This window comes from Janthinobacterium sp. UMAB-56, assembly GCF_900095265.1.
Classification (GTDB): domain Bacteria; phylum Pseudomonadota; class Gammaproteobacteria; order Burkholderiales; family Burkholderiaceae_D; genus Janthinobacterium.
Map to the genome: position 1 here is coordinate 85,838 of NZ_LT607657.1, position 24,794 is coordinate 110,631.

A 24,794-nucleotide genomic window follows, 5' to 3' on the forward strand; every position below is an offset into this window, starting at 1 on the left:
GCCAGCAAGCCGGCGTCGAGCGCCACCATCGCCGCATTGTAGGCGCCGGCGCTATGGCCCATGACGAACAAACGTGCGGGGTCGCCGCCATGACGGCTCGATTCCATCGCGGCCCAGGCTACGGCGCGGGCCGCATCTTGTAAGATTTCGGGATAGTGCACGTCCGGATACAGGCGATAGTCGGCGATCACGGCCAGGTAGCCACGTGAAGCAAGCGCGTGCCCAACGAAGGCATAGTCGGCGCGCTCGCCCGTCGTCCAGTTGCCGCCATAAAAGAACACGACCACGGGCACGGGGCCCGTGCGGGTTTTGGGGGCGTAGACATCGAGCTTCTGCCGTGGCAGGGGGCCGTAGGCCAGGCCGCGCGTCACTTGCGAGGCGTTGCCGGAAGACAGGGCATTGAGGGCGGTCAAGGGTGAGCAGGCGGCCAGGCCGGCAGCGAGCGGGATCGCCGCCAGCAAGCCGAGCATGGTGGTGCGCAGGATCGTCATGCTGGCTCCTGATACTTGTGGGTGATGTTTGCAGTGTATGCCAGGCAGGGCAGGTTGCACATGGGGAAGTTGCTCTCTTGCATAGATAAAAGTTGCATGCGTCAATCAATCCTGCAATAGCCATTTGCGTGCCGTGGCGATGACGGCGTCCGACAGGGTACGCGTGAGCGGCGTCTGGATATCCCAGGCATGCCAGGTCAGGGGCACGTCGAGCGCTTGTCCGGCGGCCACGTCGACGAGCCTGCCTGTGGCCAGTGCCGTTTCCGCTTGCAGCAAAGGCACCATGCCATAAGCATAGCCCGCTTCGATGAGGCGCACGAAGTCGCGCGCCGAACCGAGCACATGGTGCGGATAGCGGCCTGTGTAGCCGAGGCGGTGCTGCAGATAGCGCTCGTGCAGTGCATCCTTGCTGCCAAAGGTGATGGCGGGCGCCTGGCTGACGGCTTCTACCGTAAAGCCATGGGGAAACCATTGCTGGGCGAACGCGGGCGAGGCCACGCACAGGTAGCGCATGCCGCCCAGCGGCGTGGCCGTGGTGCCGGCCACGAGGTCATTGGCGCTGGTGACGCAGGCAAACACGCGCCCTTCGCGCAGCTGGCTCAGGGTGTGATCCTGGTCGTCCAGGCGGATATCGAGCAGGCAGGACGGCGGCGACAGCAGGGGCCCCAGCGCTTCCGGAATCCAGGTGGCGGCGCTGTCCGCATTGACGGCAATGGCCAGCGCCGGCAATTGCGTGGTGGGGCCGGGCTGGGCGTCGAGCGCCGCTTCGAGCAGCTTGACTTGGCGGTAGTGGGCGATCAGGCGCTGCCCCGCTTCCGTGGGGAGGGGCGGGTGGCTGCGGATGATCAGCAAGGTGCCTTCCAGGTTTTCCAGGGTGCGGATGCGTTGCGAGACGGCCGGCTGGCTGATCGCCAGCGCCTGCGCGGCCTTTTCAAAGCTGCCCAGGCCGATCACGGCGTCGAGGGCGGCCAATCCACGGTAATCGACGACGCGCATAAGATTCTCTTATATATAGTTAGAATCATTCATTATACTTATATTTACTTTTTCTTTACACTGTTGAAATAGGGTAACAACTCCACTCTGCCGCGCGGTCCTCCTGGTTCCGCTACACCCTCCACCTACCTCTGATGACTTTGCCGTTGCCGGCAGAGCGTGGGCGGCCGTGCGCGTGATGGAAAGCAATATAAAGGATGCAATATGGACAGCGCAATTTTCTTGAAAGGCATGGGGCTCGGAGCGAGCCTGATCGTGGCCATCGGTACGCAAAACGCATTCTTGCTCAAGCAGGGGCTGAAACGCCATTACGTGCTTACCTGCATCCTCGTGTGCTTGCTGTGCGACGCCATCCTGATCACGGCCGGCGTGGCCGGCATGGGCACGTTCATTGCCGATAATCCCAATTTCCTGCTGTGGGCCAAGGCTGGCGGCGCCACCTTCCTGATCGCTTACGGCTTGCGTGCAGCCAAGTCGGCCTGGCGCCCAACGGCCCTGACAGTGTCGGCTGCCAAGGCGCCCGAAGGCTACTGGGCCGTGATTGGCGCGGCGCTGGCGTTCAGCCTGCTGAACCCGCACGCCTTCCTCGACACGGTCATCCTGCTCGGTTCGATCGGCGGCCAGCATGAAGGCGTGGGACGCTTCTACTTCGCCGGTGGCGCCATCATGGCTTCTGCCCTGTGGTTCTTCCTGCTGGGCTTTGGCGCCCGCTACCTGGCGCCCGTGTTTGCCAAGCCCATGGCCTGGCGCGTGCTCGACGCCATCATCGCCCTCGTCATGTGGGCCATCGCCGCCTCGCTGTTCCTTTAAGCGATTAGCGCGTCAGGAAGGCCAGCACGCGGCTGGCCAGCTTGCCATACGGCGGCCACAGCAGTGTCAAAGCGCTGTAGCGGGCCTGGTAGAACACGGGACGCAGCTTGCTGAAGGTGTGGAAACCTTCCACGCCATGGTACTGGCCCATGCCGGACTCGCCCACGCCGCCGAAGGGCAGATCGTGCTGGCCCACGTGGTACAGGGCATCGTTGACGGACACGCCACCCGACATCACTCTGTCGATCAGCAGTTGCACGGTGTCTGCCTGCCTGCTGAACGGATAAATGGCCAGCGGGCGCGGCCCTGCGTTGATGCTGTCGATCACGGTGTCCAGGCGTGCATAGCCGCGCAGGGGCAGGATGGGGCCGAAGATTTCGCGTGTCAGCAGCAGGCTGTCCTCGGGCGCATCGAGCACGATGTGCGGCGCGATCTTGCGCGTGGCCCGGTCGTAGGCGGGTCCCGGTAGCAGGGAAATCACTTGCGCGCCCCGTTCCCGCGCCTCGTCCAGCGCCAGCAGCAGGCGCTCAAAGGCGGCCTCGTCGATGATGGAAGTGTAGTCGGGCGTGTCCAGGCGCGGGTAGCGCGTGGGCATGATCTGGCGCGCGTGATCGACGAAGGCGGCGATGCTCGCTTCGGGCAACCAGGCGTGGTCGACGCTGGTGCAGATTTGCCCCGCGTTCAGGTATTTGACGAACAGGATGCGCTCGGCGGCCGTGCGCAGGGGGAAGTCTGCGCAGACGATGGCCGGCGCCTTGCCGCCCAGTTCCAGGGTAACGGGGCACAGATTGCGCGCGGCTGCCGCCATGACGGCGCGGCCCGTCTGGCCGGACCCCGTAAACAGCAGGTGGTCGAACGGCAGTTGCGAAAAAGCCATGCCCACGCTGCCCGTCTCTGCAAAAAACTGCAATTTCTCCGGCGGAAAGTAGGCGGGCATCCTGTCGATCAGTAGCTGCGCCAGGTGGCGCGAGTTTTCACTCATCTTGACCATGGCACGGTTGCCAGCGGCAAAGATGTAGGTCAGGGGAACCAAGCTCAGGTTCACGGGAAAATTCCATGGCACGATGACACCCACCACGCCCAGCGGCTGGGCAAGCACGCGGTTGCGGGCGCCCGGAAAACTGCGCCAGTCCACGCCACGGCGCTGCGGTTTCATCCATTTTTTCAAGTGTTTTAATACATGGTCTATGCCGTCGATGGCGGGAAAGATTTCCGCCAGCAAGGTCTCGTGCCGGGAGCGGTTGCCATAATCGGCACTGATGGCCTCGCACAGCGCCTCTTGATGGTCGCGGATGAAGCGCTGCAAGGTTTGCAAGTCGCGCTTGCGCTCGGCAAGCGTGGGCACGGGGCGGGCCAGGTAGGCTGCACGCTGCAAGGCCAGGGCGGCAGCCAGTCCTGCGTGGGCTGGCGTGCTGCTCAACTCCATGTTTTCTGTGATATCGGGCATTGTTTTCCTTGGCTGGCTTGGCAATATGCGCGCCGTTCCAGCGCACTATAGTGGAGTATTTGCCCATGCGCCGCCAGCGTGCCGACGGCGCTGCACGATACACCGTAAAATGTTCGGCAACTGTACGCCACCCTTTCCAGGAATGCCATGACCTCGACCACGCCAGACTCCCTGCACATCGTGTGCCCCCATTGCGACGCCGTCAACCGCCTGCCGGCCGCCCGGCTCACCGAGCAGCCCACTTGCGGCAAATGCCAGAAGGATTTATTTACGGGCCAGCCCGTGGACCTGACCAGCGCCCGTTTCCTCAAGCATATCGAGCGCAGCGACATTCCCGTGCTGGTCGATTTCTGGGCACCCTGGTGCGGTCCGTGCCGCAGCATGGCGCCTTTCTATGTCCAGGCCGCCAAGACCCTGGAGCCGGCGTTTCGCGTCGTCAAGGTGAATACGGAAGCGTCGCCCGACCTGGGCAGCCGTTTCAATATCCGCAGCATTCCCACCCTGGCCCTGTTTAGCAAGGGTGTGGAAGTGGCGCGCCAGCCGGGCGCCATCGATGCGAATGCCATCATCGCCTGGGCGAGGGATAAAGCACGCTTCTGAGCCGACAGGAAAACGATCACGGTTTTCCATTTGACATGTAGTATGGCGCCATATTATATTGTGCCATATGATAAAACTCGAACAGAAATACACGGCCTTGCTGGGCGACGTGCAGCGCCGTGCGCTCGGCCCGGACGTGCCGGCATCCGTCGGACGCTTGCGCCTGTGCTTTGAAGTGTTAGGCCTGGCTTCCGCCATCGATGGCGATTGCGCCGCTCGCCTGGGCAGGCATGGTTTGTCGGAAGGCAAGTTTGTCTTGCTGTCCCTGCTGCGCGACGTGCCCGGGGGGCTTTCGCCGCACGCACTGGCCGAGCAGGCCGGCGTGACGCGCGGCACCATCACGGGCTTGCTCGACGGCCTGGAGCGCGACGGTTTCCTGGCGCGCCACGCGGACCAGTCCGACCGGCGCAAACTGCTGGTGCGTCTGAGCGCCAAGGGAAACCTGGCCGCCGCGACCCTGGTCGATGAGCACGCGCAATGGATCGCCAGCCTGTTTGCCGATTTCTCGCCGGAAGACATGCGCTTGTTGAGTGCGCTGCTGGAAAAAGCCTGGCGCAAGACAGATCGAGGCGCGCCATGAGTCGTGGCATTGCCGACATTGCGCCTGCGCGCCTGACCCTGCTGAACGCGGGGAGCGTGGCCAGCGCCACCCTGACGGAAGGGCTGGCCATCGATTTCGCCCAATTGCTGGCCGCAGCCGTGCCCGCTATTGGTGCGTCCCGCCTGGAGCAGATGCGCGCGCAGGCCGCAGCCGGCATCACCAGGCGCATGGCGCTGGCGGCGCAATTGCTGCTCGACGCCAACGTTGACCTGGCTTTGCTGCAAGCGCACCCATCCGACACGGTGCGGGGCTGGGCCTGTTTTACCATCGCCGCCCAGCCGGGATCGACCTTGCCGCAGCAACTGGCGGCCATGCGGACGCTGGCCGACGATGGTCATTTCGGCGTGCGCGAATGGGCCTGGCTGGCGCTGCGGCCCCATCTGGCGGCGAGTCTTGATGACGCCATTGGCTTGCTGGCGCCGTGGACGGCGGACGCGTCGGAAAAAGTGCGCCGCTTTGCCTGCGAAGCACTGCGCCCGCGCGGCGTGTGGTGCGCGCACATCGCCCAGTTAAAAGTAGAGCCACAGCTGGCCTTGCCCCTGTTGCAGCCCCTGCGCGCCGACCCGGCCGTCTATGTCCAGGATTCCGTGGCCAACTGGCTCAACGATGCGGCCAAGAGCCAGCCGGACTGGGTGCGCAGCTTGTGCGCGCAATGGCTGCAAGAAAGTGGCAATGCCGCGACGCAACGCATCTGCAAGCGGGCCCAGCGTTCGCTGGCCTGACGATCGCTCACCCAAGGAGAAAACATGCATTATTTGTTAGAACTGTACAGCCCGAAACCCGCCTGGCTGGCCCTCGATGGCGCCGCGCGCCAGGCGTATTTCGACATGGTGGGCGCCGGCATGGCGGCCTTGTCGGGCACTGGCGCCGAAGCGTTGGCCATGGGTGCTGTCAACGGCGGCAAGCTGCATGCGGCTGCCCAGCAATTTTATGCCGTCTGGCGCTTCCCGGACGAGGCGGCACTGGACGCCTTGCTGGCCGGCATCGCCGCCACGGGCTGGCATGATTATTTCGACACCATCAATGCGGCGGGACCGGCCGTGGATTTCCCCACGCACCTGGCGCAGCTGGCGGCCGTTTAAGCGTACGACGTTTTCCTTGCCGCTGCGGTAAAGTTGGCATTTCCATCCGACCAACGACGTTGATGCCCATCAAGCTGCTGTCCACCCTGTTTCTTGCCCTGACGCCCATGCTGGCGTCGGCAAGCCCTGCCACCCCGCAAGCCCTCGTCGTCGCTGCCCGCAGCCAGGTGGGCGTCACGCTACAGTACGATCCGCGCTACGAACGCCTTGCGTATCCGGGCGGCGACGTGCCGCTTGAGCGGGGTGTGTGCACGGACGTCGTCGTGCGCGCCTACCGCCAGCTGGGGCAGGATTTGCAGGTGCTGGTGCACGAAGACATGCGCAAGGCGTGGCAGGTGTACCAGCGGCAAGGGCGCTGGCAAATGAAGGGGCCGGACCGCAATATCGACCACCGCCGCGTGCCCAACCTGGGTACTTACTTTGCCCGCCACGGCACCAGTTTGCCGCCAAGCCAGGAAGCGAATGCTTACCGTGCGGGCGACATCGTCACCTGGCGCTTGCCGCGCAACCTCACGCACATCGGCATCGTCAGCGACAGGCAATCGCGCAGCGGCATACCGCTCATTATCCACAACATCGGCGAGGGCGCGCGCGAAGAAAATATTTTATTCAGTTATCCGATTACAGGGCACTATCGTTGGCAACCCGGTTGGCAGCCCCGTTGACGCTCAGTGGTGCGATCTCTTGCAGGATCGCCAGCACGCGGGCCAGCGCCGTATCGATATCGAGCCTGTCGATGGCGCCATAGCCGAGGAACAGGCCTTCTTGGCGGGCGGGACCATCGTAAAAGCCGGATAGCGCATACAAGCTGATGTCGGCCAGGCGCGCGCGGCGCAGCAATTCGGCGATATCGAGCGGCGCCTGGGCCAGGGCCGCCACGTGGAAGCCGGCGCTGGCCGGCACCAGGCGGAACCACGGCGCCAAGGGGCCGTTGAACCAGTGCTGCAGCCGCTCGCGCCGCCCCGCATAAATATCATGGCAACGGCGGATATGACGCAGCAAATGGCCATCGGCGATGAACTTGGCCAGCGCATGCTGGCCCAGGTTGGCCGTATGGCAATCGCTCAGGTATTTCACTGTCTGCATGGCGGCCACGATGGCTTGCGGCAGCACCACATAGCCGAGCCGCAATTCCGGCAGCAAGATCTTGGAAAAGCTGCCCACGTGCGCGACGATGCCGTAGCGGTCCATGCTTTGCAGCGCATCCTCGGGCCTGCCTTCGTAGCGGAAGGCGCTGTCATAATCGTCCTCGATGATGATGGCGCCCAGCTGCCGGGCACGCTCCAGCAAGGCCTGGCGGCGCGCCATGCTCATCGGCATACCAAGCGGAAATTGGTGCGCGGGCGTGACATAGATCAGCCGCGTGCCGTCCGGGATTTGACCGACGATGAGGCCATCCTCGTCCACATCGATGCCCACCACGCGCGCGCCCAGACTGGCGAACACGGCGCGCGCCACGGGATAGCCGGGTTCTTCCACGGCAACCGTGTCGCCCGGCTCCAGCAGGGTAAGCGCCAGCAGGTGCAAGGCTTGCTGCGCGCCGCTGGTGACGATTACTTGTTCCTCGGTGCAATGGATGCCGCGGCTGAAGGCGGCGTGGCCGGCGATCGCCGCGCGCAAGGACGGCAAGCCGGCGACAGGGCCATAGCGGCCGCGCGCCGATCCACCCTGGCGCAGCGCATGCAGCATGCAGGCGCGCCATGCATCTTGCGGGAAGTGCGCGGGCGTGGCGCGTCCGCCGATGAAGGCGTAGCGCGCGGGCGTTTCCTGGCTGGCGTGGCGCAACGGCGTGGGCGTCGCTTCCCAGTGAGCGATGCGCTGCGCGCTGGCCAGCGGCGTGCTGGCGTGGCGGCGCTGCGGCGCGGCGCGCGGTGTCTGCACGAAGCTGCCCACGCCCACTTTGCCGACCAGCAACTTTTCATACGCCAACTTGTCATACACGTCGGAGACCGTCTTGCGCGACAGCCCCAGCTGGCTGGCCAGCAGGCGCGAGGGCGGCAATTGCTGGCCGTCGGCCAGGCGACCCGAGCGGATGGCCTCGCTGAGCTGGCGGTACAGCTGGCCGCCAAGGTCGCGCGTGCCGTCGATCAGGATATGTAATTCCATGGAGTATCTGTTGGTGGTCTGCCGTTTTTCGGCAGGATTGGCCTGCCGCGCACGCTACTCGCGCTTCTACAATGGTGCATCTCTCATCAACAAGGAATGCATCATGACACAGCAACGACTCGATTTTACACAAGCTTCGCCGGACGCCGTCAAGGCCATGTATGCGCTGGAGGCGGCGATCGCCAGGCTGGGCCTGGAAGACTCGCTGATTGAGCTGATCCGCCTGCGCGCCTCGCAAATCAATGGCTGCGCCTTTTGCGTGGACAAGCACACGAGCGATGCGCGCAAGGCGGGCGAAACGGAGCGCCGCCTGTACGCCGTGTCCGTCTGGCGCGAAACGCCGTTCTTTACGCCGCGCGAGCGGGCCGTGCTGGCATGGACGGAAGCGCTGACCCTGCTGCCGCAGAACCATGCGTCGGACGCCGACTATGCGGCGCTGGCGGAACAGTTGACGCCGGCGGAAATGGTCAACGTGACCCTGGCCATCGGCTCCATCAATACCTGGAACCGCCTGGCCGTGGGTTTTCGCAAGATGCCCGTCTAAGTTCTGTGTTCGTTCGCGAACAGACGCCTGGCTGGTCGCTGCGTAGTCTGGCAAGACACTGTCAGCGAGGGAATGGCCATGGAAATCAATATCAGCGTAGCAATGGAAAAGACGCCACAGCAGGAGGAAGAAGCACAGGAAGAAGCGCGCCGCGCCTTCGTCGCTGAACTGTGGCGGCGTTTTGAAAGCTTGCAGGAATGGGCCGTCAGCCACTGGCCAGACACGCAACATCCCTTGAGTTCGGCCGACTTTGTCGAGGCGCGCAAGGAGATTCTAGGTCTGCGTTCGCCTGCAGGGCCGCTGAACCAGCCGGCCACGCGAGATGGGGCGGAGCCGGCCCCGGAGCAGGGCGGGGCGCAATATCTGGATGTGACGCCTGCGCCCTGGCCTTGATTGACTGCCGGGGCTAGACCCGCCGGGGGATAGCACCCCAATGGGGTGCTATCCGATCGCGAGCTACTGCCCCCAGTTTTTGCTGGGTTGGTATGCGTGAATTTACTTCGCTGCGACTTCCGCCGCACCACCTTGGGCGAACATCCAGCACACGAGGCTCACCAGCAGTCCCGCCATTACCCCATACGCCAGGTTCAGTGCGCTGTCGAACAGCAGCGGCGCCACCAGGCCCGAGACCAGCGCGAACAGCAGCATCTGGATGAACGATTGCATCGACGATGCCAGGCCGCTGTTGTTGGGGAAGTGGTTCAGGGCCATCAGGGTCATGGGCGGCATGGCGATCGACAGGGCGAACGAGTAGAAGAACAGGGGCAGCACGGCCCATGGCACTTCGGCGGCAAAGACATAGTTGTAGCCGATGTTGGCCAGCGCGGCCACCAGCATCAATATGAAGCCGGCCCAGATCATCTGGCGCTGGCTATAGCGGTGGGCGATCTTCGCCGACAGGGCCGAACCGAACACCATGCCGCTGATCAGGGGAATGAACAGCCAGGCGAAGGCCGTTTCGGGCAAATGCAGGATGTTGATGATAAAGTAGGCGGCCGAGCCGATGTACAGGGCGAAGCCGCCGAAGGCGGCGCCGATGGCCGTCGACAGCAGCAGGAACTGGCGGTGGCACAGCACTTTCCAGTAATTGACGGCGATGTCGCCCAGGTGGAAGGCGTGGCGTTGCTCCTTCGGCAGGCTTTCCGGCAGCGCGCGCCAGACGACGACGAACATCAGCACGCCGAAGGCGCTCAGGAACCAGAAAATCCAGCGCCAGCCCAGGCCTACCTGCAGCCAGCCGCCCAGCACAGGGGCGATGGCCGGCGCCAGCGCGAACACCATCATGATGTGCGAAAGTATTTTCTGTGCGGCGGCGCCCGAATAACGGTCTTGCACGATGGCGCGGCCGATGACGGAACCTGCGCCCGCCGAAAGCCCCTGCAGCACGCGCCAGGCCAGCAGCCAGCCCAGCGATGGCGCCAGCGCGGCGCCCACCGAGGCGATCACATACAGCACCAGCGAGCCGAGAATCACGGGACGGCGGCCGAAGGAATCGGACAGGGTGCCGTAAAACAGCATCATGAAAGCGAACGTGAACAGGAAAAAGCTCAGGGTTTGCTGCACCAGCAGGGGGCTGGCATTGAAATCGTGCACGATGGCGGGGAAAGACGGCAGATAGGTATCAATTGCAAGCGGTCCGACCATTGCCAGGCCCGCCAAAATCCAGGTTAATAATTTAGTCATGTTGAAGAGTGATTTTGTTAGTCCGTCATTTTACGCTAGTGGCTGGAATCGGGTCCGGCGCCGCCGCTGTTTGCCATCCATATGCGTTTTTCGCATATGAAACCTTGAAATTCTTCGTTTGCATCGCTTGTTGCCACCGCTAAGCTGGGGCGACCCGGCCTGTTTGCCGTTTTTTGGAAGTGATACGCCATGCACAGCATTGATCCCCCGGCGCCCGCCGACGACACGCCCCAGTGGAACCTGGGGCCCGTGATCCAGGCCTTGCGCAGCTCGCGCGAAGACAAGCACAAGATCCGCCATAACGGCAGGGTGCGCGAACTGCCGTCGCGCGCAGCCCTCACCAGCATCGTCAACGGCCTGTCGGCGGCCCTGTTTCCCACACATTACGGACGACCCAACCTGACCGATGAAAGCATCGACTACTTTGTCGGCGACACCCTCAATACCACCTTGAACCGCCTCAGCGAACAGGTGCGGCGCGGCTTGCTATTTTCCGTGCCGGCCGGCGACGAAGAGGATGGAGATGGCGGCGATGCGGCGCTGGCGCGGCAGGCGCGCGACATCACGCGCGCCTTTGCCGCCAGCCTGCCCGACATTCGTGCCCTGCTGGTGTCGGACGTGCAGGCCGCCTACGCCGGCGACCCGGCCGCCACCTCGGTAGCCGAGATCATGCTGTGCTATCCGGGCACCATCGCCATTTTGTACCACCGCCTGGCGCACCGCCTGCACGCGCTGGGTTCACCGTTCCTGGCGCGCCTGATCGCCGACATCGCGCATACACTGACGGGCATCGACATCCACCCGGGCGCGCGCATAGGCGCGTCCTTCTTCATCGACCACGGCACGGGCGTGGTGATCGGCGAGACCGCCATCATCGGCCAGCGCGTGCGCCTGTACCAGGCCGTCACCCTGGGCGCCAAGCGTTTTCCCGCCGACGCTTCCGGCGCGCTGATCAAGGGCACGCCGCGCCACCCCATCGTCGAGGATGACGTGGTCATATACGCGGGTGCGACCGTGCTGGGGCGCATCACCATCGGCGCGGGATCGACCATCGGGGGCAATGTGTGGCTGACGCAAAGCGTGCCGCCTGAGAGTAACGTATCGCAGGCGCAGATGCGCAACGACTAGCTACTGCGGACGGGAATGAGCCCATGCTCAAGGCTGGGGTCAGACCCGGCGGGTCTGACCCCACAGTTTTACTTCACCGTCAGCGCTTCATAACGTGCCACGGGCACGCCATCCTTCAGCAACAGCAATTGCTGGTCGGCGTAGCGGTAGCCATTGACTTCGCCCAGGGTGCTCAAGAGAAGGCGCTCGAGGTCCATGTCCTGCGGCTGGCACATCATCATGGTGCCGGCCAGCTGTCCAAAGTTCAAGGTGCTGATGCCATCGCTGGTGTAGCCGCCCATCATCTGGTTGCAGCCGCTGTGGCCTCCGGCGCGGCCTTCGGCCAGCAGCAGGGTCACTTCGCGCTGCTCGGGTGCCTTGCGCAGCACTTGCTTGCCCTTCAATTCTTTCAGCTTCCACTGTGTTCCCGTCAGCTTCGGTGCCGGCCTGGCGGGCGAGCTGGCGCCTGGCGCTGCGGCGGCAGCGTCGCTGCGCATGGGCGTTTGCGCGCAGCCGGCGGTGATGGCGACGATGGCGGCGAGGGGAATCAGTCTGGCGAGTTTGAACATGGCATTTCCTTCTTCACATGAATGGCGCCAGCGTAGCAGATCGGCGCCACGCCAGCGTGCACGGTTGACAACGCTACCGTTCCTGCTCCAGGCGCGCATCGAGCAAGGTGCGCGCTGCGGCCACGTAGGCGCGGCAGGCCTGCGGGTCGACAAAGGCTGCACTGTCGCCCGTGGCGCTGGCCTCCAGCCGTTCCCACAGCTGCGACGCTTCCGGATGCGCCGAAATGAGCACGTCGCAAGGCAGCTTTTCCAGTGTCTCGAAGCTGTGGCGGAAGTCGTCCAGGGCATTCGGATATTCGCTGCTGGCGCTGAACTTGAAGCCGGGGCGCGAGACGGCGTTGAGGCTGTCCGCGTAGACCATGTTCAGGCAGCGCGGGCCATCGCACGATTGCCAGGTCCAACTCAGGCCTCCGGGCGTGTGGCCTGGCGTGGCGTGCGCTGTCAGCTCGATGGGGCCGACCTTGAACTGGCCGCCGTCGCGCGCCAAACGCATGGCCTTGATGGGCGGGTACTTGGGCAGCGCGTGGTATTGCGGGTCGTCCGGCCCCACTTCGCCCGACGCTAGGTCCAGCGCGGCTGACGGGCTGGCGGCCACCATCGCATCGCTGCGCCGCTGCAGCTCGGCCAGGCCACCCGCATGGTCGATATGGCCATGCGAATTGAGGATAAGTTTCACGTCCTCGATGCGGAAACCCAGTGCGCCGATATTGGCGATGATCTTTGGCGCCGATTCCGGCAAGCCGCCATCGATCAGCACGTGGCCCTGCGGCGACGTCAGCAGCACGGAACTGAGGCCTTTCACGCCCACGTAATAGGTATTGCCGAAGATGCGAAACGGCGCCTGGTCGGCGTTCCAGGTGGCGCAGACATCGCAGCCCGGCACCTGCGCGTATGCCATTGAAGCATGGCCTGCCAGCAGCGCCAGTGCCAGCGCGCGTGTAAGAGTGGGGGGCATTGCGATCCTTATCAGTGTTGCCAGGGTGGAGTATGCTGGCATCGAACGGGCGCCGCAGCAGGGTCAGGCAACTGCGGGCAATTGCGACAGCACGATAAAACCGTCGCTATCTACCGTCGCCACGATGCTCTCGTAGCTGTCGATGGCAGGGTGGCGCGTGGCCAGCGGGTGCGCATGCGTGGCGGTGATGACGATGACTTTCGCGCCAGCCGCCTCGCCCGCCTCGATGCCGACGGACGCGTCTTCGAACACCAGGCAATCAGCGGGCGCCACGCCCAGTTTTTGTGCCGCCAGCAGGTAGCAATCGGGCTTCGGTTTGCCCGCCTTGACGTCTTCCGCCGTCACCATGATGGCGGGAATGGGCATGCCCGCCGCCTTCAGGCGTGCCGTCGCCAGCGCGCGTGGCGCCGAGGTGACGATGGCCCATTGCGCGGGCGGCAGCGACTGCAGGAAGCGCAGCGCGCCGGCGATTTCGATAATCCCCTCGACATCGATGATTTCCGCATCCGTGATGCCCTGCGACTCGCGCTGTGCGTCGACGCCGGGCAAGCCCAATTTGCTGATGGTGTCGACCGAGCGCGCGCCGTGGATGGTGGGCAGGAATGTCGCCACGTCGAGGCCCTGGCGCTGCGCCCAGGTGCCCCAGATGCGTTCCGCGGCAGCGATGGAATTGATGACGGTGCCGTCCATGTCGAACAGAAAAGCGCGGTAGCGGCCGGCGGCCGATGGCAGTGATGGAGACGACGGCGAGGGCAGTGCGGACATGGCTTCCTTCCGGATGATGGGCTGGGAGCCATTGTAATGGCAGTCGGTTTTTATTTCACAGGTAGACCGATTCAAAGCGGGCCACGGGCGTGCCATCCTTGAGCAGGATCAGGTATTCGCCTTCGAAGCGGTAGCCCGTCACGCTATTCAGATTGGCCAGCACGGCGCTTTCCAGCTGCATCAGCGGCGGCGGACAAGCCATACGCGTGCCAGCCAGCTGCGTGAAGCGCAGGGCCGTGCCGGCCACAGTGTAGCCGCCCATGACCTGGTTGCAGCCCGTAAAACCATGGACCTTGCCATCGTCGGTGAGGGTGATGCGCACTTCGCGCTCCTGCTCCGGCGCCATCGTCACGGCGGCGCCATCGAGCTGCGTCAGCTTCCAATAGGTATTTGTCAGGCTGTACGTCGGCGTCAGGCCGGTGTCCGGCTTGGCATTGTCGGACTTGGTGGCGCAACCGCCGGCCATGGCGATGACGGCCGCGAGGGCGATGTATTTCAGGCGATGCAGCATGGGGCGCTCCTGGCAAGGGTGGAATGCCAGCAGACTAGCAGGTTTTTCGTGCCGCCCAGCGTACCGTAGCGGCGATTGTTTCCATTTTGCCAGTCCTGGCATTAAACTCATGCTTTCTATTGTTTTAACTTTGATCGGGGAGCCGGGCCGATGCTGCAAGCGCAAGCGCTGGATAATCGACTGGTCGCCACCAGTACCGACGACGTGCTGGTGGACCGCATCGTGCCCGGTGCGCCGCTGGTCATCGCCTTCGGCTTCGTCTCGTGGACCACGCGTCCTGCCTTCGATTTTTTCGGGCGACTGCGCAAGCTGGAACAGGCCAGCGGCCAGCCGCTGAACAAGATCCTCGTGCGCGATTCGCGCAATGCCTGGTACCACCGCCAGATCGCGGGCCTGGGTAATCACGTGGATGAAACGGCGCAAGCCTTGCGCGAACTGGTGCGCCGCATCGCGCCCAGTCAAACCACCACCCTGGGCCAGTCCATGGGCGCTTACGCGGCCGTCATGTATGGCTTGCTGCTGGACGCGCAGCAGATCGTCGCCTTCGGGCCGTTGTCTTTCCTCGACGTGCAACAGGCGCGTTTGTACCATGAGCTGCGCTGGCTGCCCGTGATGGAGTCGCTGGCGCAAGACCCGCCAGGGTCCGGCTATTACGACCTGGCGGCCCTGTGCCGCGCCAGGGCGACGGAGCATACGCAGATGCACCTGGTGTTCGGCACGCGGCCGGACGTGCCCGGCGCGGGAGGCAGTGCCAGTGCGAACGCCAGCGAATCGGTGAACCTCGATGCCATGCACGCGCAGCGCCTGGCCGCCTTCGGCCGCTGCACCCTGCATCCGTTCCCCCACTCGGGCCACGCGGTGGTGCAGCACCTGATCGATACGCAGCGCATCAACGGCTTGCTGGCCAGTTGCATACTCGGCCTCACTTTGGCGCCCGAGCCCATGCCGGACATCAGCCGCGAATGGCGGGACTGGGTGGCCGACAACCTGCGTTTGGGTTGCGCCGGCGAACAACTGGTGGCGGTGCTGCAGCAGCACGGCTTTACGCTGGCCAGCAGCGTCGCTGCCGTGGATGCCGCCCGCGCCGCGCCGAAAGCGCCATGACGCCGCAGTTCGAACTCGACACCCTGAAAATCCGCCTCGCCGCTCCCGAACTGGCGGCGCTCGACTTGCGCGTGCGGCTGCAGCGCGCGCTGCGCCAGCTGATACTCGATGGGGTGCTGCCGCCCGGCCTGCGTTTGCCGGCCACACGCGCGCTGGCGCAGTCGCTGGGCGTGTCGCGCGATACGGTGGAAATGGCGTACGCGCAGCTGCGCCTCGATGGCTATCTGCGACGGCAGGCGGGATCGGGCAGTTTTGTCTCGCCGACGATAGGCGCGAGCTTGCTGGGCAAGCCTGCGACGGCGCTGCCGCCCATGGCCGCGCAGCCGCTGGCCCTCAGCGCGCGCGGCGCGCACATTCTCGCCAGCGGTGGCGTGGCCGACCAGCAAAGCGTGAAGGCCTTCGCCACGGGCTTGCCGGAAACGCGGGCCTTTCCGCTCGACGTGTGGGAGCGCTTGCGGCGCCAGGCCGCCAGCAGCGAACACCATGTGCTGCTGCATGGCGACCCGCAAGGCGCAGAGCCGCTGCGCCAGGCTATCGCCGACTATGTCAACCTGGAGCGGGGCGCGCGGGCCACGGCCAGCCAGGTGCTGGTGCTGAGCAGCACGCGCCAGGCACTATACCTGTGCGCGCAGGTGCTGGCCGACGCGCATGGCCCCATCCTGATGGAAGACCCCGGCTATTTCGGCGCGCGCAAGGCGTTCGAGATGGCGCAATTGCACGTCGTGCCCGTGCCTGTCGATGCCGCTGGCTTGCGCATCGACAGCCTGCGCGCGGACCGCAGCGGGGCCAATACGCTTTATGTCACGCCGTCGCACCAGTATCCGACGGGTGCCACCCTGGCGCTGGAGCGCCGCCTGGAATTGATCGCCTGGGCTGCCGAGCGCCAGGGCTGGATCATCGAAGACGATTACGACAGCCAGTTTCACTACGCGGGCTTGCCGACGGCTTGCGTGCAGGGGCTGGACACGCAGCAGCGCACGATTTATCTGGGCACCTTCGCCAAGTCGCTGTATCCGGGGCTGCGCATCGGCTACATGGTGCTGCCGCCTGTGCTGGTGAAACCGATGACGTATGCGCGCAGCATACTCGACGGGCATACGCCGCAACTGGAGCAACTGACCTTGGCCCGTTTCATCGCCGATGGCCATTTCGCGGCCCATGTGCGCGCCATGCGCAAGGTCTACGCCGTGCGCCGCGACGCAATGGCGCAGGCCGTGCAGCGGCACTTGCCGCACGTGGTCACGGCGCAGCTGCCGCCGGGCGGCTTGCAGATGCCGTGTTTGCTGCATGAGGGCAGGGACGAGCTGGACACGCTACGCCGGGCGGCGCGGGCGGGCATCGTGCTGCCTGGCCTGAGCCGGCTGTATGCGACACCGCCAGCCTGCGGCGGCTGGCTGCTGGGCTTTGCCGCGCTCACGCCGCACGAGATCGAGAGCGGCATCGTCCGCCTGGCCCGTGCGCTGGGGTGAATGGTGAAGTGGTCTGTTGTGTGGGTCTAAATTGGCCTGCCTGGGCAGGCCATGGGAAAGTTAAGATGCCCCCCTTTGAACCTCAGGCAAGGGCATACCTATGCAGACTAGCTCCACATCCCCGGCCGTCAACGGCAACAGGCGCCAGGCGCGCTGGCGCGATCTGGCGTCCCCCACCATGGCGGCCTTCATCTCCGTCCTCGTCAATTATGGCGGCACCTTCGTACTGGTATTCCAGGCGGCCCAGCTGGCCCAGTTGAGTGCCGCGCAGACGGCGTCCTGGGTCTGGTCGCTCAGCATCGGCGTGGGCGTGACGGGCATCTGGCTCAGCTATCGCTACCGCGCGCCCATCATCACGGCCTGGTCCACGCCCGGCGTCGCCTTCCTGGCCACCGTCATGCCGCACACGCCGTATGCCGAAGTGATCGGCGCCTACATGGTGTCCGCGCTCGCCTTCATTTTGCTGGGCATGTCCGGCGCCTTCGAACGCCTGGTGCGGCTGATACCTGGCGGTATCGCCGCCGGCTTGCTGGCAGGTATCTTGCTGCAGTTCGGCGTGAATGCGTTTGGCGGCGCCAGCGCCGACCCCTTGCTGGTAGTGGTGCTGCTGCTGTCGTACGCCGTGCTGCGCCGTTTCACGGCACGCTTTGCCGTCGTGGGCATCATGCTGATCGGCCTGGTCCTGCTGCTGGCGCAGGGGCGCATCGATGCACAAGGCATCGAACTGGCCCTGGCCGCGCCCGTGTTCGAGATGCCGCGCTTTTCCGTGGCATCCCTGCTGGGCGTGGCGCTGCCCTTGTTCCTGATCACCCTGACGGGGCAATACATGCCTGGCATGCTGGTGCTGCGCAATGACGGCTACCAAGTCAGCGCCAATCCGATTTTGACGGTGACGGGGCTCGGTTCGCTGCTCATGGCGCCGTTCGGCGCGCACGCCTTCAACGTGGCCGCCATCACGGCCGCTATCTGCACGGGCAAGGATGCGCATGCTGACCCGGCTAAGCGTTATGTCGCGGGGCTGGCCTGCGGCGTGCTGTACATCCTGGTTGGCATCTTCGGCGTGACCCTGGCCAGCCTGTTCATGGTCTTGCCGCGCAGCTTCATCACGGCGCTGGCGGGCCTGGCCCTGCTGGGCGCCATCGGCAACAGCCTGGCGCAGGTAATGGCGGACGTGCGCATGCGCGAAACGGCCCTGATCACCTTCCTGGCGACGGCCGCCAATGTGACCCTGCTGGGCGTGGGCGGCGCCTTGTGGGGGCTGGCGGCCGGCCTGGCGGCGCATGGGCTGATGCATGGCTGGCGCAAGGCATCTTGACAGCGGCATCGGCAGATAGCTTGCCCGTTTTGCCAGCCGCCGCATACAATTGCTGCGCCCGTGCCCGTTGGCTCCGTGTTTCCGATCTGGGCCGAACGATGCACGAGATCACTTCCCTGGCGCATGGCCAGGCCATTTTTGCGCTGGCCGCCGGCTGGGTGTGAATGTTTACTGTTAATGAAAAGCGAGAAAACGATGCCAGTCAGTTCCTACCTGAATACCCGCCCCGTGCTGGGCGAGCGCGTCTACCTGCATGACACGGCGCAAGTGATCGGCGATGTGCAGATCGGCGACGACTGCTCCATCTGGTGCAATAGCGTGCTGCGCGGCGACGTGAACCGCATCGTCATCGGCGAAGGCAGCAATATCCAGGACTTTTCCATGGGCCATGTATCGCACAAGAATGCGGCCAAGCCCGACGGTTCACCCTTGACCATCGGCAAATACGTGACCATCGGCCACTCCGTAATCCTGCACGGCTGCACGATAGGCGACGAATGCCTGATCGGCATGGGCAGCATCGTCATGGATGACGTGGTGGTGGAAAAACACGTGATGCTGGGCGCGGGCAGCCTGGTGTCGCCGGGCAAGGTGCTGGAAAGCGGCCACCTGTACATGGGGCGTCCCGCCACCAAGGTGCGTCCCTTGACTGAAGCAGAGATCGCCTACCTGCGCTATTCGGCCGAGCATTATGTGCGCGTGAAGAACAATTACCTGGCCGGTGGCGACGACGCCTGATTGTCGGCAAGATCCAGGCGGCGCAATTCCGGTCGTGGTGCCAGGTCTTGCGGCAGGCGCAGGGCGGATACCATGCCCATGCGTTGCCATAGCAGCAAGACCCACCAGCCCGGGTCCCATTCGCCCGGCAGCAAGCCCAGTCTGGCTGAGCCAGGATACGCGTGATGGTTGTTGTGCCAGCATTCGCCCATGGTCAGCAGCGAGGTCAGGCAGATATTTCTGCCTTGTACGGCGGCGCCTTCGACATGAAAATGCATTTGCCCATGGTTGTGGGCGAAGTAGCCGATCAGCCAATGGCCGAGCACGCCGGCGCTGACGCGCGCGCAGACACCCCAGCAGGCCAGGCCCCAGCCGCCCCAGGCGAAGAACAGCACGGCCCACGGCAGTTGCTGCAGCATCCAGGTGGCTTCCAGAAAACGGTAAAAGCGGTCGTGCGCGATGCGCGGCTCGATGGCGATGTGCGGCGGATGGCGCAGTTGCAAGCGGCAGTGGAGTTGCCACCAGGCATCGCGCCAGAAACCGGCGCCGTGGCGCAAATAGGGGTGGCAGTCGGGCAGGCGCTGGGCGTAGTCGCGCAGCTCGTGCTGGCGCAGCAGGCCCAGCGGGCCGCTGAGTCCCACCAGCACGCCCAGGTAGACCAGCAGGTATTCCAGCCATTGTGGGCATGCAAAGCTGTCGTGTATCAGTTTGCGGTGGCTGCCCAGCGAGTGCCCGAACAGCAGGACGATGGCCGTGCCGCTCACAAACAGCAGCAGGCCCGTCCAGCTGAAGAAGAACAGGGCGCCAGTCACGGCGCCGGCCAGCATGGCTGCCAGCCACAATGATTGCAGCGGCGCGTAGCGCACCACGCCATCCAGCACGCTGCCGGCGTGGGTGGCGCGGGCGCGGTGGCTATCCAGGCTGGCTGCCGTCATCAAGCCTTGGGGGCCGACGACGGTTGCGTGTACTTGTCGAAGTTGCTGATGTAGTCGTTGAAGTTGTCGGTCAGCATGCGCTTGTACTGTTCCGTGAAGAAAGCCACGGCATCCTCCTTCTCTTGCTGCATCTTGGCCACGTCGTTGCTCTTGCTGGCGACGAGGAAGGCGTTGAAGCGGGCGGCCGCGTACAGCAGCGAGGTGGCTACTTCGTTGCCGCGGCTATGTTCGCATTGCTCGTTGGCAAGGGCGATGATCTGGTCGGCGCGTTCCCAGAATTCCGGGCCCGGTGCTGGTTTGGTGGTTGGTGTGCTCATAAAATCCCTCATGAAAGTGCGCGCCAGTCTACACAGGGGGCCGCAGGCTGTCCAGCCGAGCGCCTGTCAGGGCGACTGCAGGATCTGTTCGACCAGCACGGCCAGCGGCTGGCGGATATCGAGCACGATGCCGGCCTCGTCCGCTTGCAGGGGCTGCAGGGTGGCCAGCTGGCTGTCGAGCAGGCTGGGCGGCATGAAATGCCCTGGGCGTTGCAGGCGGCTTTCCAGAACGGTGCGCGGGCCGTCCAGGTGGACCAAGCGCAGGGCCGGGTCGCCTTCGCGCAGCAGGTCGCGGTAAGCGCGTTTAAGGGCCGAGCAGGACACCACCAGGCCGCTGCCCTGGGCGCGGGCCGTGGCGATTTTCTGGCGCAGGGCGGCCAGCCAGCCGGCCCGGTCGGCATCGTCGAGTGGGCTGCCGGCCGCCATCTTGGCCACGTTTTCCGGCAGATGCACATCGTCGCCTTCCACGTAGGGCACGCCCATAGCGTTGGCCAGCAGGCTGCCGACGGCGCTCTTGCCGCAGCCGGACACGCCCATCACGACCCAGCGCACGGCGGGCACGCCCACGCTCAAGGCGCCGAAACGATGACGGTGACGCGGCGGTTTTCCGCCTGGCCCGCCTTGGTGGCGTTCGAGGCCACGGGTTTGCTCATGCCCAGGCCCTTGACGGCGATATTGCCGCGTGGAATACCCGCCACGCCCATCGCATCGGCCACCACGTTGGCGCGCGCCAGCGACAGCTTGTTGTTCAGTACTTCGGCGCCTTCATTGTCCGTATGGCCTTCCACGCGCATGTGCGTGATGCCCACTTTCAGCAAGGCGGCGCTGATTTTCTGGATGGCGGCCCGGCTCGGCGCCGTCAGGCTGGAGGCGCCAAAGTCGAACAGCAGCTTGTCGGTAAAGCTCAGTTCCCAGCCTTCGTCGGTCTGGTTGAAGCCTTGTTCCTTCAAAGTGGCGACTTGCTCGGCGTTGAACAAGGGCTTTGTCTCTGGCGTGCTCTGGCAGGCGGCCAGCAGGCCCAGCATGAACAGGCCGAAGAAGCCGAGGCGTAATTGCTTGTAGATGAATTGCATGGTGTTGCTCCTTGGTTCAGGGGTGAGTATGGGCTTGTGGCAGGCGCGCCACCTGGCGCGTGCCGCGCTGTGCCTGCTTGGCGCGGTACATGGCTTCGTCCGCCGCGCCGACCAGCGAGGCGGCGTCGATGGCGTGATCGGGGAAGACGGCCACGCCGATGGTCAGCGAGCTGACGATGCTGTTGCCAGTGGGTAATTCAATGGCTTGCGCCATGGCGGCGATGATGTTGTCGGCGATGTGCATGGCGTCGCTGCTGTTGCGCAGCGGCTTGAGCAGGATGGCGAATTCGTCGCCGCCCAGGCGCGCCACCAGGTCGCCCTCGCGCAATTGCTGCTTGATGCGCGCGGCGATCGTCACCAGCACGCGGTCGCCCGAGGCGTGGCCGAAGGTGTCGTTGATGTATTTGAAGCGGTCGCTGTCGAGAAATAGCACGGCCACCTTGCCATTGCCGATGCGCGCTTCGAGGATGGCGCGTTCCAGCTCCGCTTCCATGAAGGCGCGGTTCGACAGGCCCGTCAGGCTGTCGTGGTTGGCGCGGTGCGACAGCGAGGCATGCTCCTTCTGCAGGTGGTTTTGCCATGCTTCAAGCTCGTCGAGCAGGGCGTTGAAGTCGTCATTGATCTGGTTCAGTTCGGCGATGTTGGCCGGTGGCACGCGCAATTCGAACGAGCGGTCGCGGCGCACACGGTGGGCCGTTTCGGCCAGGTGGCGCAAGGGCGAGGTGATTTCCGTTTCCATGCGGCGCGACAGGCGCACGGCGACGAGCAGGCTCAGCACCAGACAAGCGAGCAGGCAGGTCAGGCCGCTGAGCAGGAAGGGCAGCAGGCTGCGGCTGTGCGGCACCAGCTTGAGGCTGCCTATCGCCAGTCCATCGCGCGTGACGGGGACGGTCAGCGAATCGGGCAGTATCCAGCCCGTCAGCGCGCGTTCGATGTAGTAGCGGGTGCCAGGTTCGCCCCGTTCCCAGCGGGCCAGCAACTTGCCGGTCTTGTCGCTCACCTGCGCGCGGTCGATATCTTCATTCATGCCTATCAAGGCCATTGCATCCCTGGCGGCCATGGCATCGCCAAAGACGACGGCCCCTTCCACCGTGTAGCTCATCGAACGGGCCACCAGGTGCAGGTTCTTGTCCGAATACACGCGCAGGGCCAGCAGCGCCACGGCCGTCAGGGTCAGGCCGGCCGCCAGCACGGCGATCAGCGACACGCTCAGGTGGGCGCGCCGCAGCACGCTGTCGAGCGTGGGGCGGGCCAGGCGGGCAAGCTTATTGCCCATCCTCGCGCTCATGGGGCCGTTCCCTTGCGACGTGCAATTTGCAAGGCGTTCGGATGCACGCGCAAGCCGCTGCGGGCGATGGCGTCGAGGTTGACGTCAAAACCGATCTGCGCCTCGGAGAGGCGCAGGCAGAACATGGTGCTCACGCTGCAGGACGTGCCGGGTTCGGCGACCGATAGAATCGGCTTGCCGATGATCTGCGCCAGCAGATGCTCGCGTTCGCCATCGGGCAGGCTGCCCAGGTAGACGACGTCGCATTCGCCGGCTGCGGCGGCTGCCGCCGGGATTTTCACACGGATGCGCTGGCCCAGGCTGGAGGCTGGCGTGTCGACAACGTTTGCGCCGTAGCGGGGCGCACCGAGCATGCACACGCGCACTTCCGGGCGCGCCACGGGCCAGCGTACATAACTGATGATGCCAAACAGGACCTGGGCCACCTCGGCGGGACGCCTGGCGTCGGCCGCCGCGCCCGTTTGCGCCCATGCGACGCACGGCGCCAGCGCAGTGCAGGCGAGCAGGGCGGCCAGCAGCACGGCGGCGAGCAGGGCGGGCGGCGCTGCGCGCCGCCGTTGGCGAGGGGAGGAGGGCACGGCGTCGGTGTCTTTATGCAGGTCGGGTGGCTATTCAAATTCTTACGCTACAACACAGACTCTACGGAAGTCCTTGCTGAAAGTAAATCACGGTGCTACGCCATAATCCTTGCATTATAAACACGAATATTAAAACTTGCATTCTTTGCCATGAGAATTACTTGTCAACACTGCCCAGGCTTGCCCGAGTGTTGCTATTCTTCCAATGTCGCTTCCAGCAAGTCGATTTCGCGCAGCAGGCGCAAATGGATGGTGTCGTCGAGTTCGCCCGAGATGCGGCGGCGGAACAGTTCATCGCGCTCCGCATTCAGCGCTTCCAGGCGCAGCGCCCGTTCGGCCTTGGCCAGTTCCTGCAGCCGCATCGCCTCGTCATTGCTGCTTTCGCCGTACGCGAGGCGGCGCCGGTAGGCTTCGATCAGGCGGTTGGCCGCCTCGGTGACGACTTGCTGCTTGTCATTTTTGTCGATGCCTTCGCACACCTTTTCCAGCCGCGCGATGGCCGCCTCGGCGGCAGCGGAGCGGGCATTGCGCTCTTCCGTCGAACGGCGCGCCGGCGGCGCGAACACCAGGCCCTTGGTCAGCAGGGGCAAGGTGACGCTGGCCAGCAGAAGCGACAGTAAAATCACGCCCATGGCCAGGAAGATGACCAGGTCGCGTGCGGGAAAGCGCGTGCCGTCTGGCAAGAACAAGGGCAGGGTCAGGATGCCTGCCAGGGTCAGCGCGCCGCGCACGCCAGCGAACGAGGCCACCAGCAGCAAGCGCAGGCTGGGGCGGGCCAGCAGCGCCGCGTCCTTCGGTTCGCCCGGCATTTTCTTGTGGTGCTTGAACAGGGTCAGTTTCATGGAAATGAAGACCCAGAGGAAGCGCATGAAGGTCAGCCCCACGGTGATGGCGATGACGAACAGGGGCAGCTTCCAGGCGCTGCCTGCGCCCACTTCCATGGAGGCGGCGGGCAAGCCGGCAACGGTGGTGGGTAGTTGCGCGCCCAGCATGACAAAGATCACGCCATTCAAGACCAGTTGCACGGTATCCCACACGGCCTTGCGCTGGGTGCGCGTGGCGGCCAGCGGGCGGCCGATCAGGTCGGCATAATGCATGGACACGCCGGCTGTGGCGGCCGCCAGGATGCCCGAGCCGTGGATTTGCTCGGCGCCCAGGTAGGCGGCAAACGGAATCAGGGTGCTGATCAGGATTTGCAAGCCAGGTTCTTCGCCAACCTTGCTCACCAGCCATTTATTCGCCAGGCCCACGCCCCACGAGATGGCCAGGCCGATGAGGATGCCGCCGCCCGCTTCCTGCAGGAAACTCAGCGAGGCGGCGCCGAAGGAAAAGCCGCCCGTCATCATGGCGCCCACGGCAAAGGTGAAGCAGACCAGGCCCGAGGCGTCGTTCAGCAGGGACTCCCCTTCGAGGATGTGCATCAGGCGGGGCGGGATGGGATTGCCGGCGGCGATCGCCGAGACGGCCACGGGGTCGGTCGGCGAGAGGATGGCGCCCAGCGCGAAGGCGACGGCCAGCGGTACGCTGGGAATCAGCCAGTCGATGAAAAATCCCATGCCCAGCACGGTAAACAGCACCAGGCCGATGGCCAGCATCAGGATAGAGCGCGCGTCGGAAAAAAAGGCGCCCTTGGGGATGCGCCAGCCATCGAGAAACAGCAGCGGCGGGATGAAGAGCAGGAAGAAAATGTCGGGATCGAGCGGCACTTGCACGCCAAACAGGGCCAATCCC

The 24,794-nt window shown here is 64.7% G+C and carries 29 protein-coding genes; 13 read left to right on the forward strand and 16 right to left on the reverse strand.

Annotation, left to right across the window (positions count from 1 at the left end; all coding sequences use genetic code 11):
* Together K0F85_RS28785 and K0F85_RS14475 are read right to left on the reverse strand one after the other, a co-directional pair.
* The coding region (locus tag K0F85_RS28785) for an alpha/beta hydrolase (RefSeq protein ID WP_257572781.1) at positions 1–491 on the reverse strand (491 nt) is incomplete at its 3' end.
* A 105-nt stretch (positions 492–596) separates the two neighbouring features.
* The gene (locus K0F85_RS14475; protein WP_219116695.1) at positions 597–1,487 is read right to left on the reverse strand and encodes a LysR family transcriptional regulator ArgP; all 891 of its coding nucleotides are present in this window, start codon (positions 1,485–1,487) and stop codon (positions 597–599) included.
* Positions 1,488–1,691: 204 nt separating this feature from the next.
* Between K0F85_RS14475 and K0F85_RS14480 the strand changes: the two genes are divergently transcribed.
* Positions 1,692–2,297 (forward strand): LysE/ArgO family amino acid transporter, encoded by a 606-nt coding sequence (locus tag K0F85_RS14480; RefSeq protein WP_219116696.1) that lies wholly within the window; start codon positions 1,692–1,694, stop codon positions 2,295–2,297.
* 4 nt (positions 2,298–2,301) lie between these two features.
* On the opposite strand, the gene K0F85_RS14485 is transcribed toward K0F85_RS14480, so the two are convergent.
* On the reverse strand, positions 2,302–3,744 hold the full coding sequence (locus K0F85_RS14485; RefSeq protein ID WP_219116697.1) for a coniferyl aldehyde dehydrogenase: 1,443 nt from the start codon (positions 3,742–3,744) through the stop codon (positions 2,302–2,304).
* A 147-nt stretch (positions 3,745–3,891) separates the two neighbouring features.
* Here K0F85_RS14485 and trxC point away from each other — a divergent pair, with 147 nt between their 5' ends.
* From trxC to K0F85_RS14510, 5 genes are all read left to right on the forward strand, one after another.
* Complete coding sequence (gene trxC, locus K0F85_RS14490; protein WP_219116698.1) at positions 3,892–4,344, forward strand: thioredoxin TrxC; 453 nt, start codon at positions 3,892–3,894, stop codon at positions 4,342–4,344.
* Between the two features lie 70 nt (positions 4,345–4,414).
* Positions 4,415–4,924, forward strand: a complete 510-nt coding sequence (locus tag K0F85_RS14495) for a MarR family winged helix-turn-helix transcriptional regulator (protein ID WP_219116845.1) — start codon at positions 4,415–4,417, stop codon at positions 4,922–4,924.
* Positions 4,921–5,667: a HEAT repeat domain-containing protein gene (locus K0F85_RS14500; protein WP_219116699.1), complete on the forward strand. Its 747-nt coding sequence runs from the start codon at positions 4,921–4,923 to the stop codon at positions 5,665–5,667. The genes K0F85_RS14495 and K0F85_RS14500 overlap by 4 nt, the downstream gene beginning before the upstream one ends.
* Before the next feature lie 24 nt (positions 5,668–5,691).
* Positions 5,692–6,027 carry a DUF6616 family protein gene (locus K0F85_RS14505; RefSeq protein WP_219116700.1) on the forward strand — a complete coding sequence of 112 codons (336 nt, stop codon included), beginning with the start codon at positions 5,692–5,694 and terminating at the stop codon, positions 6,025–6,027.
* A 62-nt stretch (positions 6,028–6,089) separates the two neighbouring features.
* Positions 6,090–6,692, forward strand: a complete 603-nt coding sequence (locus K0F85_RS14510; RefSeq protein WP_219116701.1) for a DUF1287 domain-containing protein — start codon at positions 6,090–6,092, stop codon at positions 6,690–6,692.
* On the opposite strand, the gene K0F85_RS14515 is transcribed toward K0F85_RS14510, so the two are convergent.
* On the reverse strand, positions 6,649–8,133 hold the full coding sequence (locus K0F85_RS14515) for a PLP-dependent aminotransferase family protein (RefSeq protein ID WP_219116702.1): 1,485 nt from the start codon (positions 8,131–8,133) through the stop codon (positions 6,649–6,651). The genes K0F85_RS14510 and K0F85_RS14515 overlap by 44 nt on opposite strands.
* A 103-nt stretch (positions 8,134–8,236) precedes the next feature.
* On the opposite strand from K0F85_RS14515, the gene K0F85_RS14520 reads away from it, so the two are divergent.
* Both K0F85_RS14520 and K0F85_RS14525 read left to right on the forward strand, forming a co-directional pair.
* Entirely contained in the window at positions 8,237–8,677 is a 441-nt protein-coding gene (locus K0F85_RS14520) for a carboxymuconolactone decarboxylase family protein (protein WP_219116703.1), read from the forward strand.
* A 72-nt stretch (positions 8,678–8,749) separates the two neighbouring features.
* Positions 8,750–9,070 (forward strand): hypothetical protein, encoded by a 321-nt coding sequence (locus K0F85_RS14525; RefSeq protein ID WP_257572782.1) that lies wholly within the window; start codon positions 8,750–8,752, stop codon positions 9,068–9,070.
* Positions 9,071–9,172: 102 nt separating this feature from the next.
* Here the strand turns inward: K0F85_RS14525 and K0F85_RS14530 are convergent, their stop codons facing one another.
* Complete coding sequence (locus K0F85_RS14530; protein ID WP_219116704.1) at positions 9,173–10,360, reverse strand: multidrug effflux MFS transporter; 1,188 nt, start codon at positions 10,358–10,360, stop codon at positions 9,173–9,175.
* Between the two features lie 189 nt (positions 10,361–10,549).
* Between K0F85_RS14530 and epsC the strand changes: the two genes are divergently transcribed.
* The gene (epsC, locus tag K0F85_RS14535; protein WP_219116705.1) at positions 10,550–11,488 is read left to right on the forward strand and encodes a serine O-acetyltransferase EpsC; all 939 of its coding nucleotides are present in this window, start codon (positions 10,550–10,552) and stop codon (positions 11,486–11,488) included.
* 68 nt (positions 11,489–11,556) lie between these two features.
* Here epsC and K0F85_RS14540 read toward each other — a convergent pair whose 3' ends face one another.
* The 4 genes from K0F85_RS14540 to K0F85_RS14555 form a co-directional block, all read right to left on the reverse strand.
* Positions 11,557–12,036, reverse strand: coding sequence for an META domain-containing protein (locus K0F85_RS14540; protein WP_219116706.1), 480 nt, complete (start codon positions 12,034–12,036; stop codon positions 11,557–11,559).
* 73 nt (positions 12,037–12,109) lie between these two features.
* Entirely contained in the window at positions 12,110–12,991 is an 882-nt protein-coding gene (gene bla, locus K0F85_RS14545) for a subclass B3 metallo-beta-lactamase (protein WP_257572783.1), read from the reverse strand.
* Positions 12,992–13,054: 63 nt separating this feature from the next.
* Positions 13,055–13,756, reverse strand: coding sequence for an HAD-IA family hydrolase (locus K0F85_RS14550; protein ID WP_219116707.1), 702 nt, complete (start codon positions 13,754–13,756; stop codon positions 13,055–13,057).
* Between the two features lie 55 nt (positions 13,757–13,811).
* Positions 13,812–14,267, reverse strand: a complete 456-nt coding sequence (locus K0F85_RS14555) for an META domain-containing protein (RefSeq protein WP_219116708.1) — start codon at positions 14,265–14,267, stop codon at positions 13,812–13,814.
* 150 nt (positions 14,268–14,417) lie between these two features.
* Between K0F85_RS14555 and K0F85_RS14560 the strand changes: the two genes are divergently transcribed.
* From K0F85_RS14560 to K0F85_RS14575, 4 genes are all read left to right on the forward strand, one after another.
* On the forward strand, positions 14,418–15,371 hold the full coding sequence (locus tag K0F85_RS14560; RefSeq protein WP_219116709.1) for a hypothetical protein: 954 nt from the start codon (positions 14,418–14,420) through the stop codon (positions 15,369–15,371).
* On the forward strand, positions 15,368–16,840 hold the full coding sequence (locus tag K0F85_RS14565; protein ID WP_219116710.1) for a PLP-dependent aminotransferase family protein: 1,473 nt from the start codon (positions 15,368–15,370) through the stop codon (positions 16,838–16,840). The genes K0F85_RS14560 and K0F85_RS14565 overlap by 4 nt, the downstream gene beginning before the upstream one ends.
* A 178-nt stretch (positions 16,841–17,018) precedes the next feature.
* Positions 17,019–18,155 (forward strand): benzoate/H(+) symporter BenE family transporter, encoded by a 1,137-nt coding sequence (locus K0F85_RS14570; protein WP_257572803.1) that lies wholly within the window; start codon positions 17,019–17,021, stop codon positions 18,153–18,155.
* Between the two features lie 195 nt (positions 18,156–18,350).
* The gene (locus tag K0F85_RS14575) at positions 18,351–18,893 is read left to right on the forward strand and encodes a gamma carbonic anhydrase family protein (protein ID WP_219116712.1); all 543 of its coding nucleotides are present in this window, start codon (positions 18,351–18,353) and stop codon (positions 18,891–18,893) included.
* Here the strand turns inward: K0F85_RS14575 and K0F85_RS14580 are convergent.
* From K0F85_RS14580 to K0F85_RS14610, 7 genes are all read right to left on the reverse strand, one after another.
* A complete protein-coding gene (locus tag K0F85_RS14580; RefSeq protein WP_219116713.1) occupies positions 18,866–19,807 on the reverse strand; it encodes an acyl-CoA desaturase in 942 nt (313 codons plus the stop codon). The genes K0F85_RS14575 and K0F85_RS14580 overlap by 28 nt on opposite strands.
* Positions 19,807–20,124, reverse strand: a complete 318-nt coding sequence (locus K0F85_RS14585; protein ID WP_219116714.1) for a DUF3144 domain-containing protein — start codon at positions 20,122–20,124, stop codon at positions 19,807–19,809. Before K0F85_RS14585 ends, K0F85_RS14580 begins: the two co-directional genes overlap by 1 nt.
* A 66-nt stretch (positions 20,125–20,190) precedes the next feature.
* Entirely contained in the window at positions 20,191–20,685 is a 495-nt protein-coding gene (locus K0F85_RS14590; RefSeq protein ID WP_257572804.1) for a gluconokinase, read from the reverse strand.
* 8 nt (positions 20,686–20,693) lie between these two features.
* Positions 20,694–21,197 (reverse strand): OmpA family protein, encoded by a 504-nt coding sequence (locus tag K0F85_RS14595; RefSeq protein ID WP_219116715.1) that lies wholly within the window; start codon positions 21,195–21,197, stop codon positions 20,694–20,696.
* Positions 21,198–21,213: 16 nt separating this feature from the next.
* Positions 21,214–22,485, reverse strand: a complete 1,272-nt coding sequence (locus K0F85_RS14600; protein ID WP_257572785.1) for a diguanylate cyclase domain-containing protein — start codon at positions 22,483–22,485, stop codon at positions 21,214–21,216.
* Positions 22,482–23,063 (reverse strand): YfiR family protein, encoded by a 582-nt coding sequence (locus tag K0F85_RS14605; RefSeq protein WP_219116716.1) that lies wholly within the window; start codon positions 23,061–23,063, stop codon positions 22,482–22,484. Before K0F85_RS14605 ends, K0F85_RS14600 begins: the two co-directional genes overlap by 4 nt.
* A 194-nt stretch (positions 23,064–23,257) precedes the next feature.
* On the reverse strand, positions 23,258–24,794 hold a 1,537-nt coding region (locus K0F85_RS14610; RefSeq protein ID WP_257572786.1), incomplete at its 5' end, for a Na+/H+ antiporter.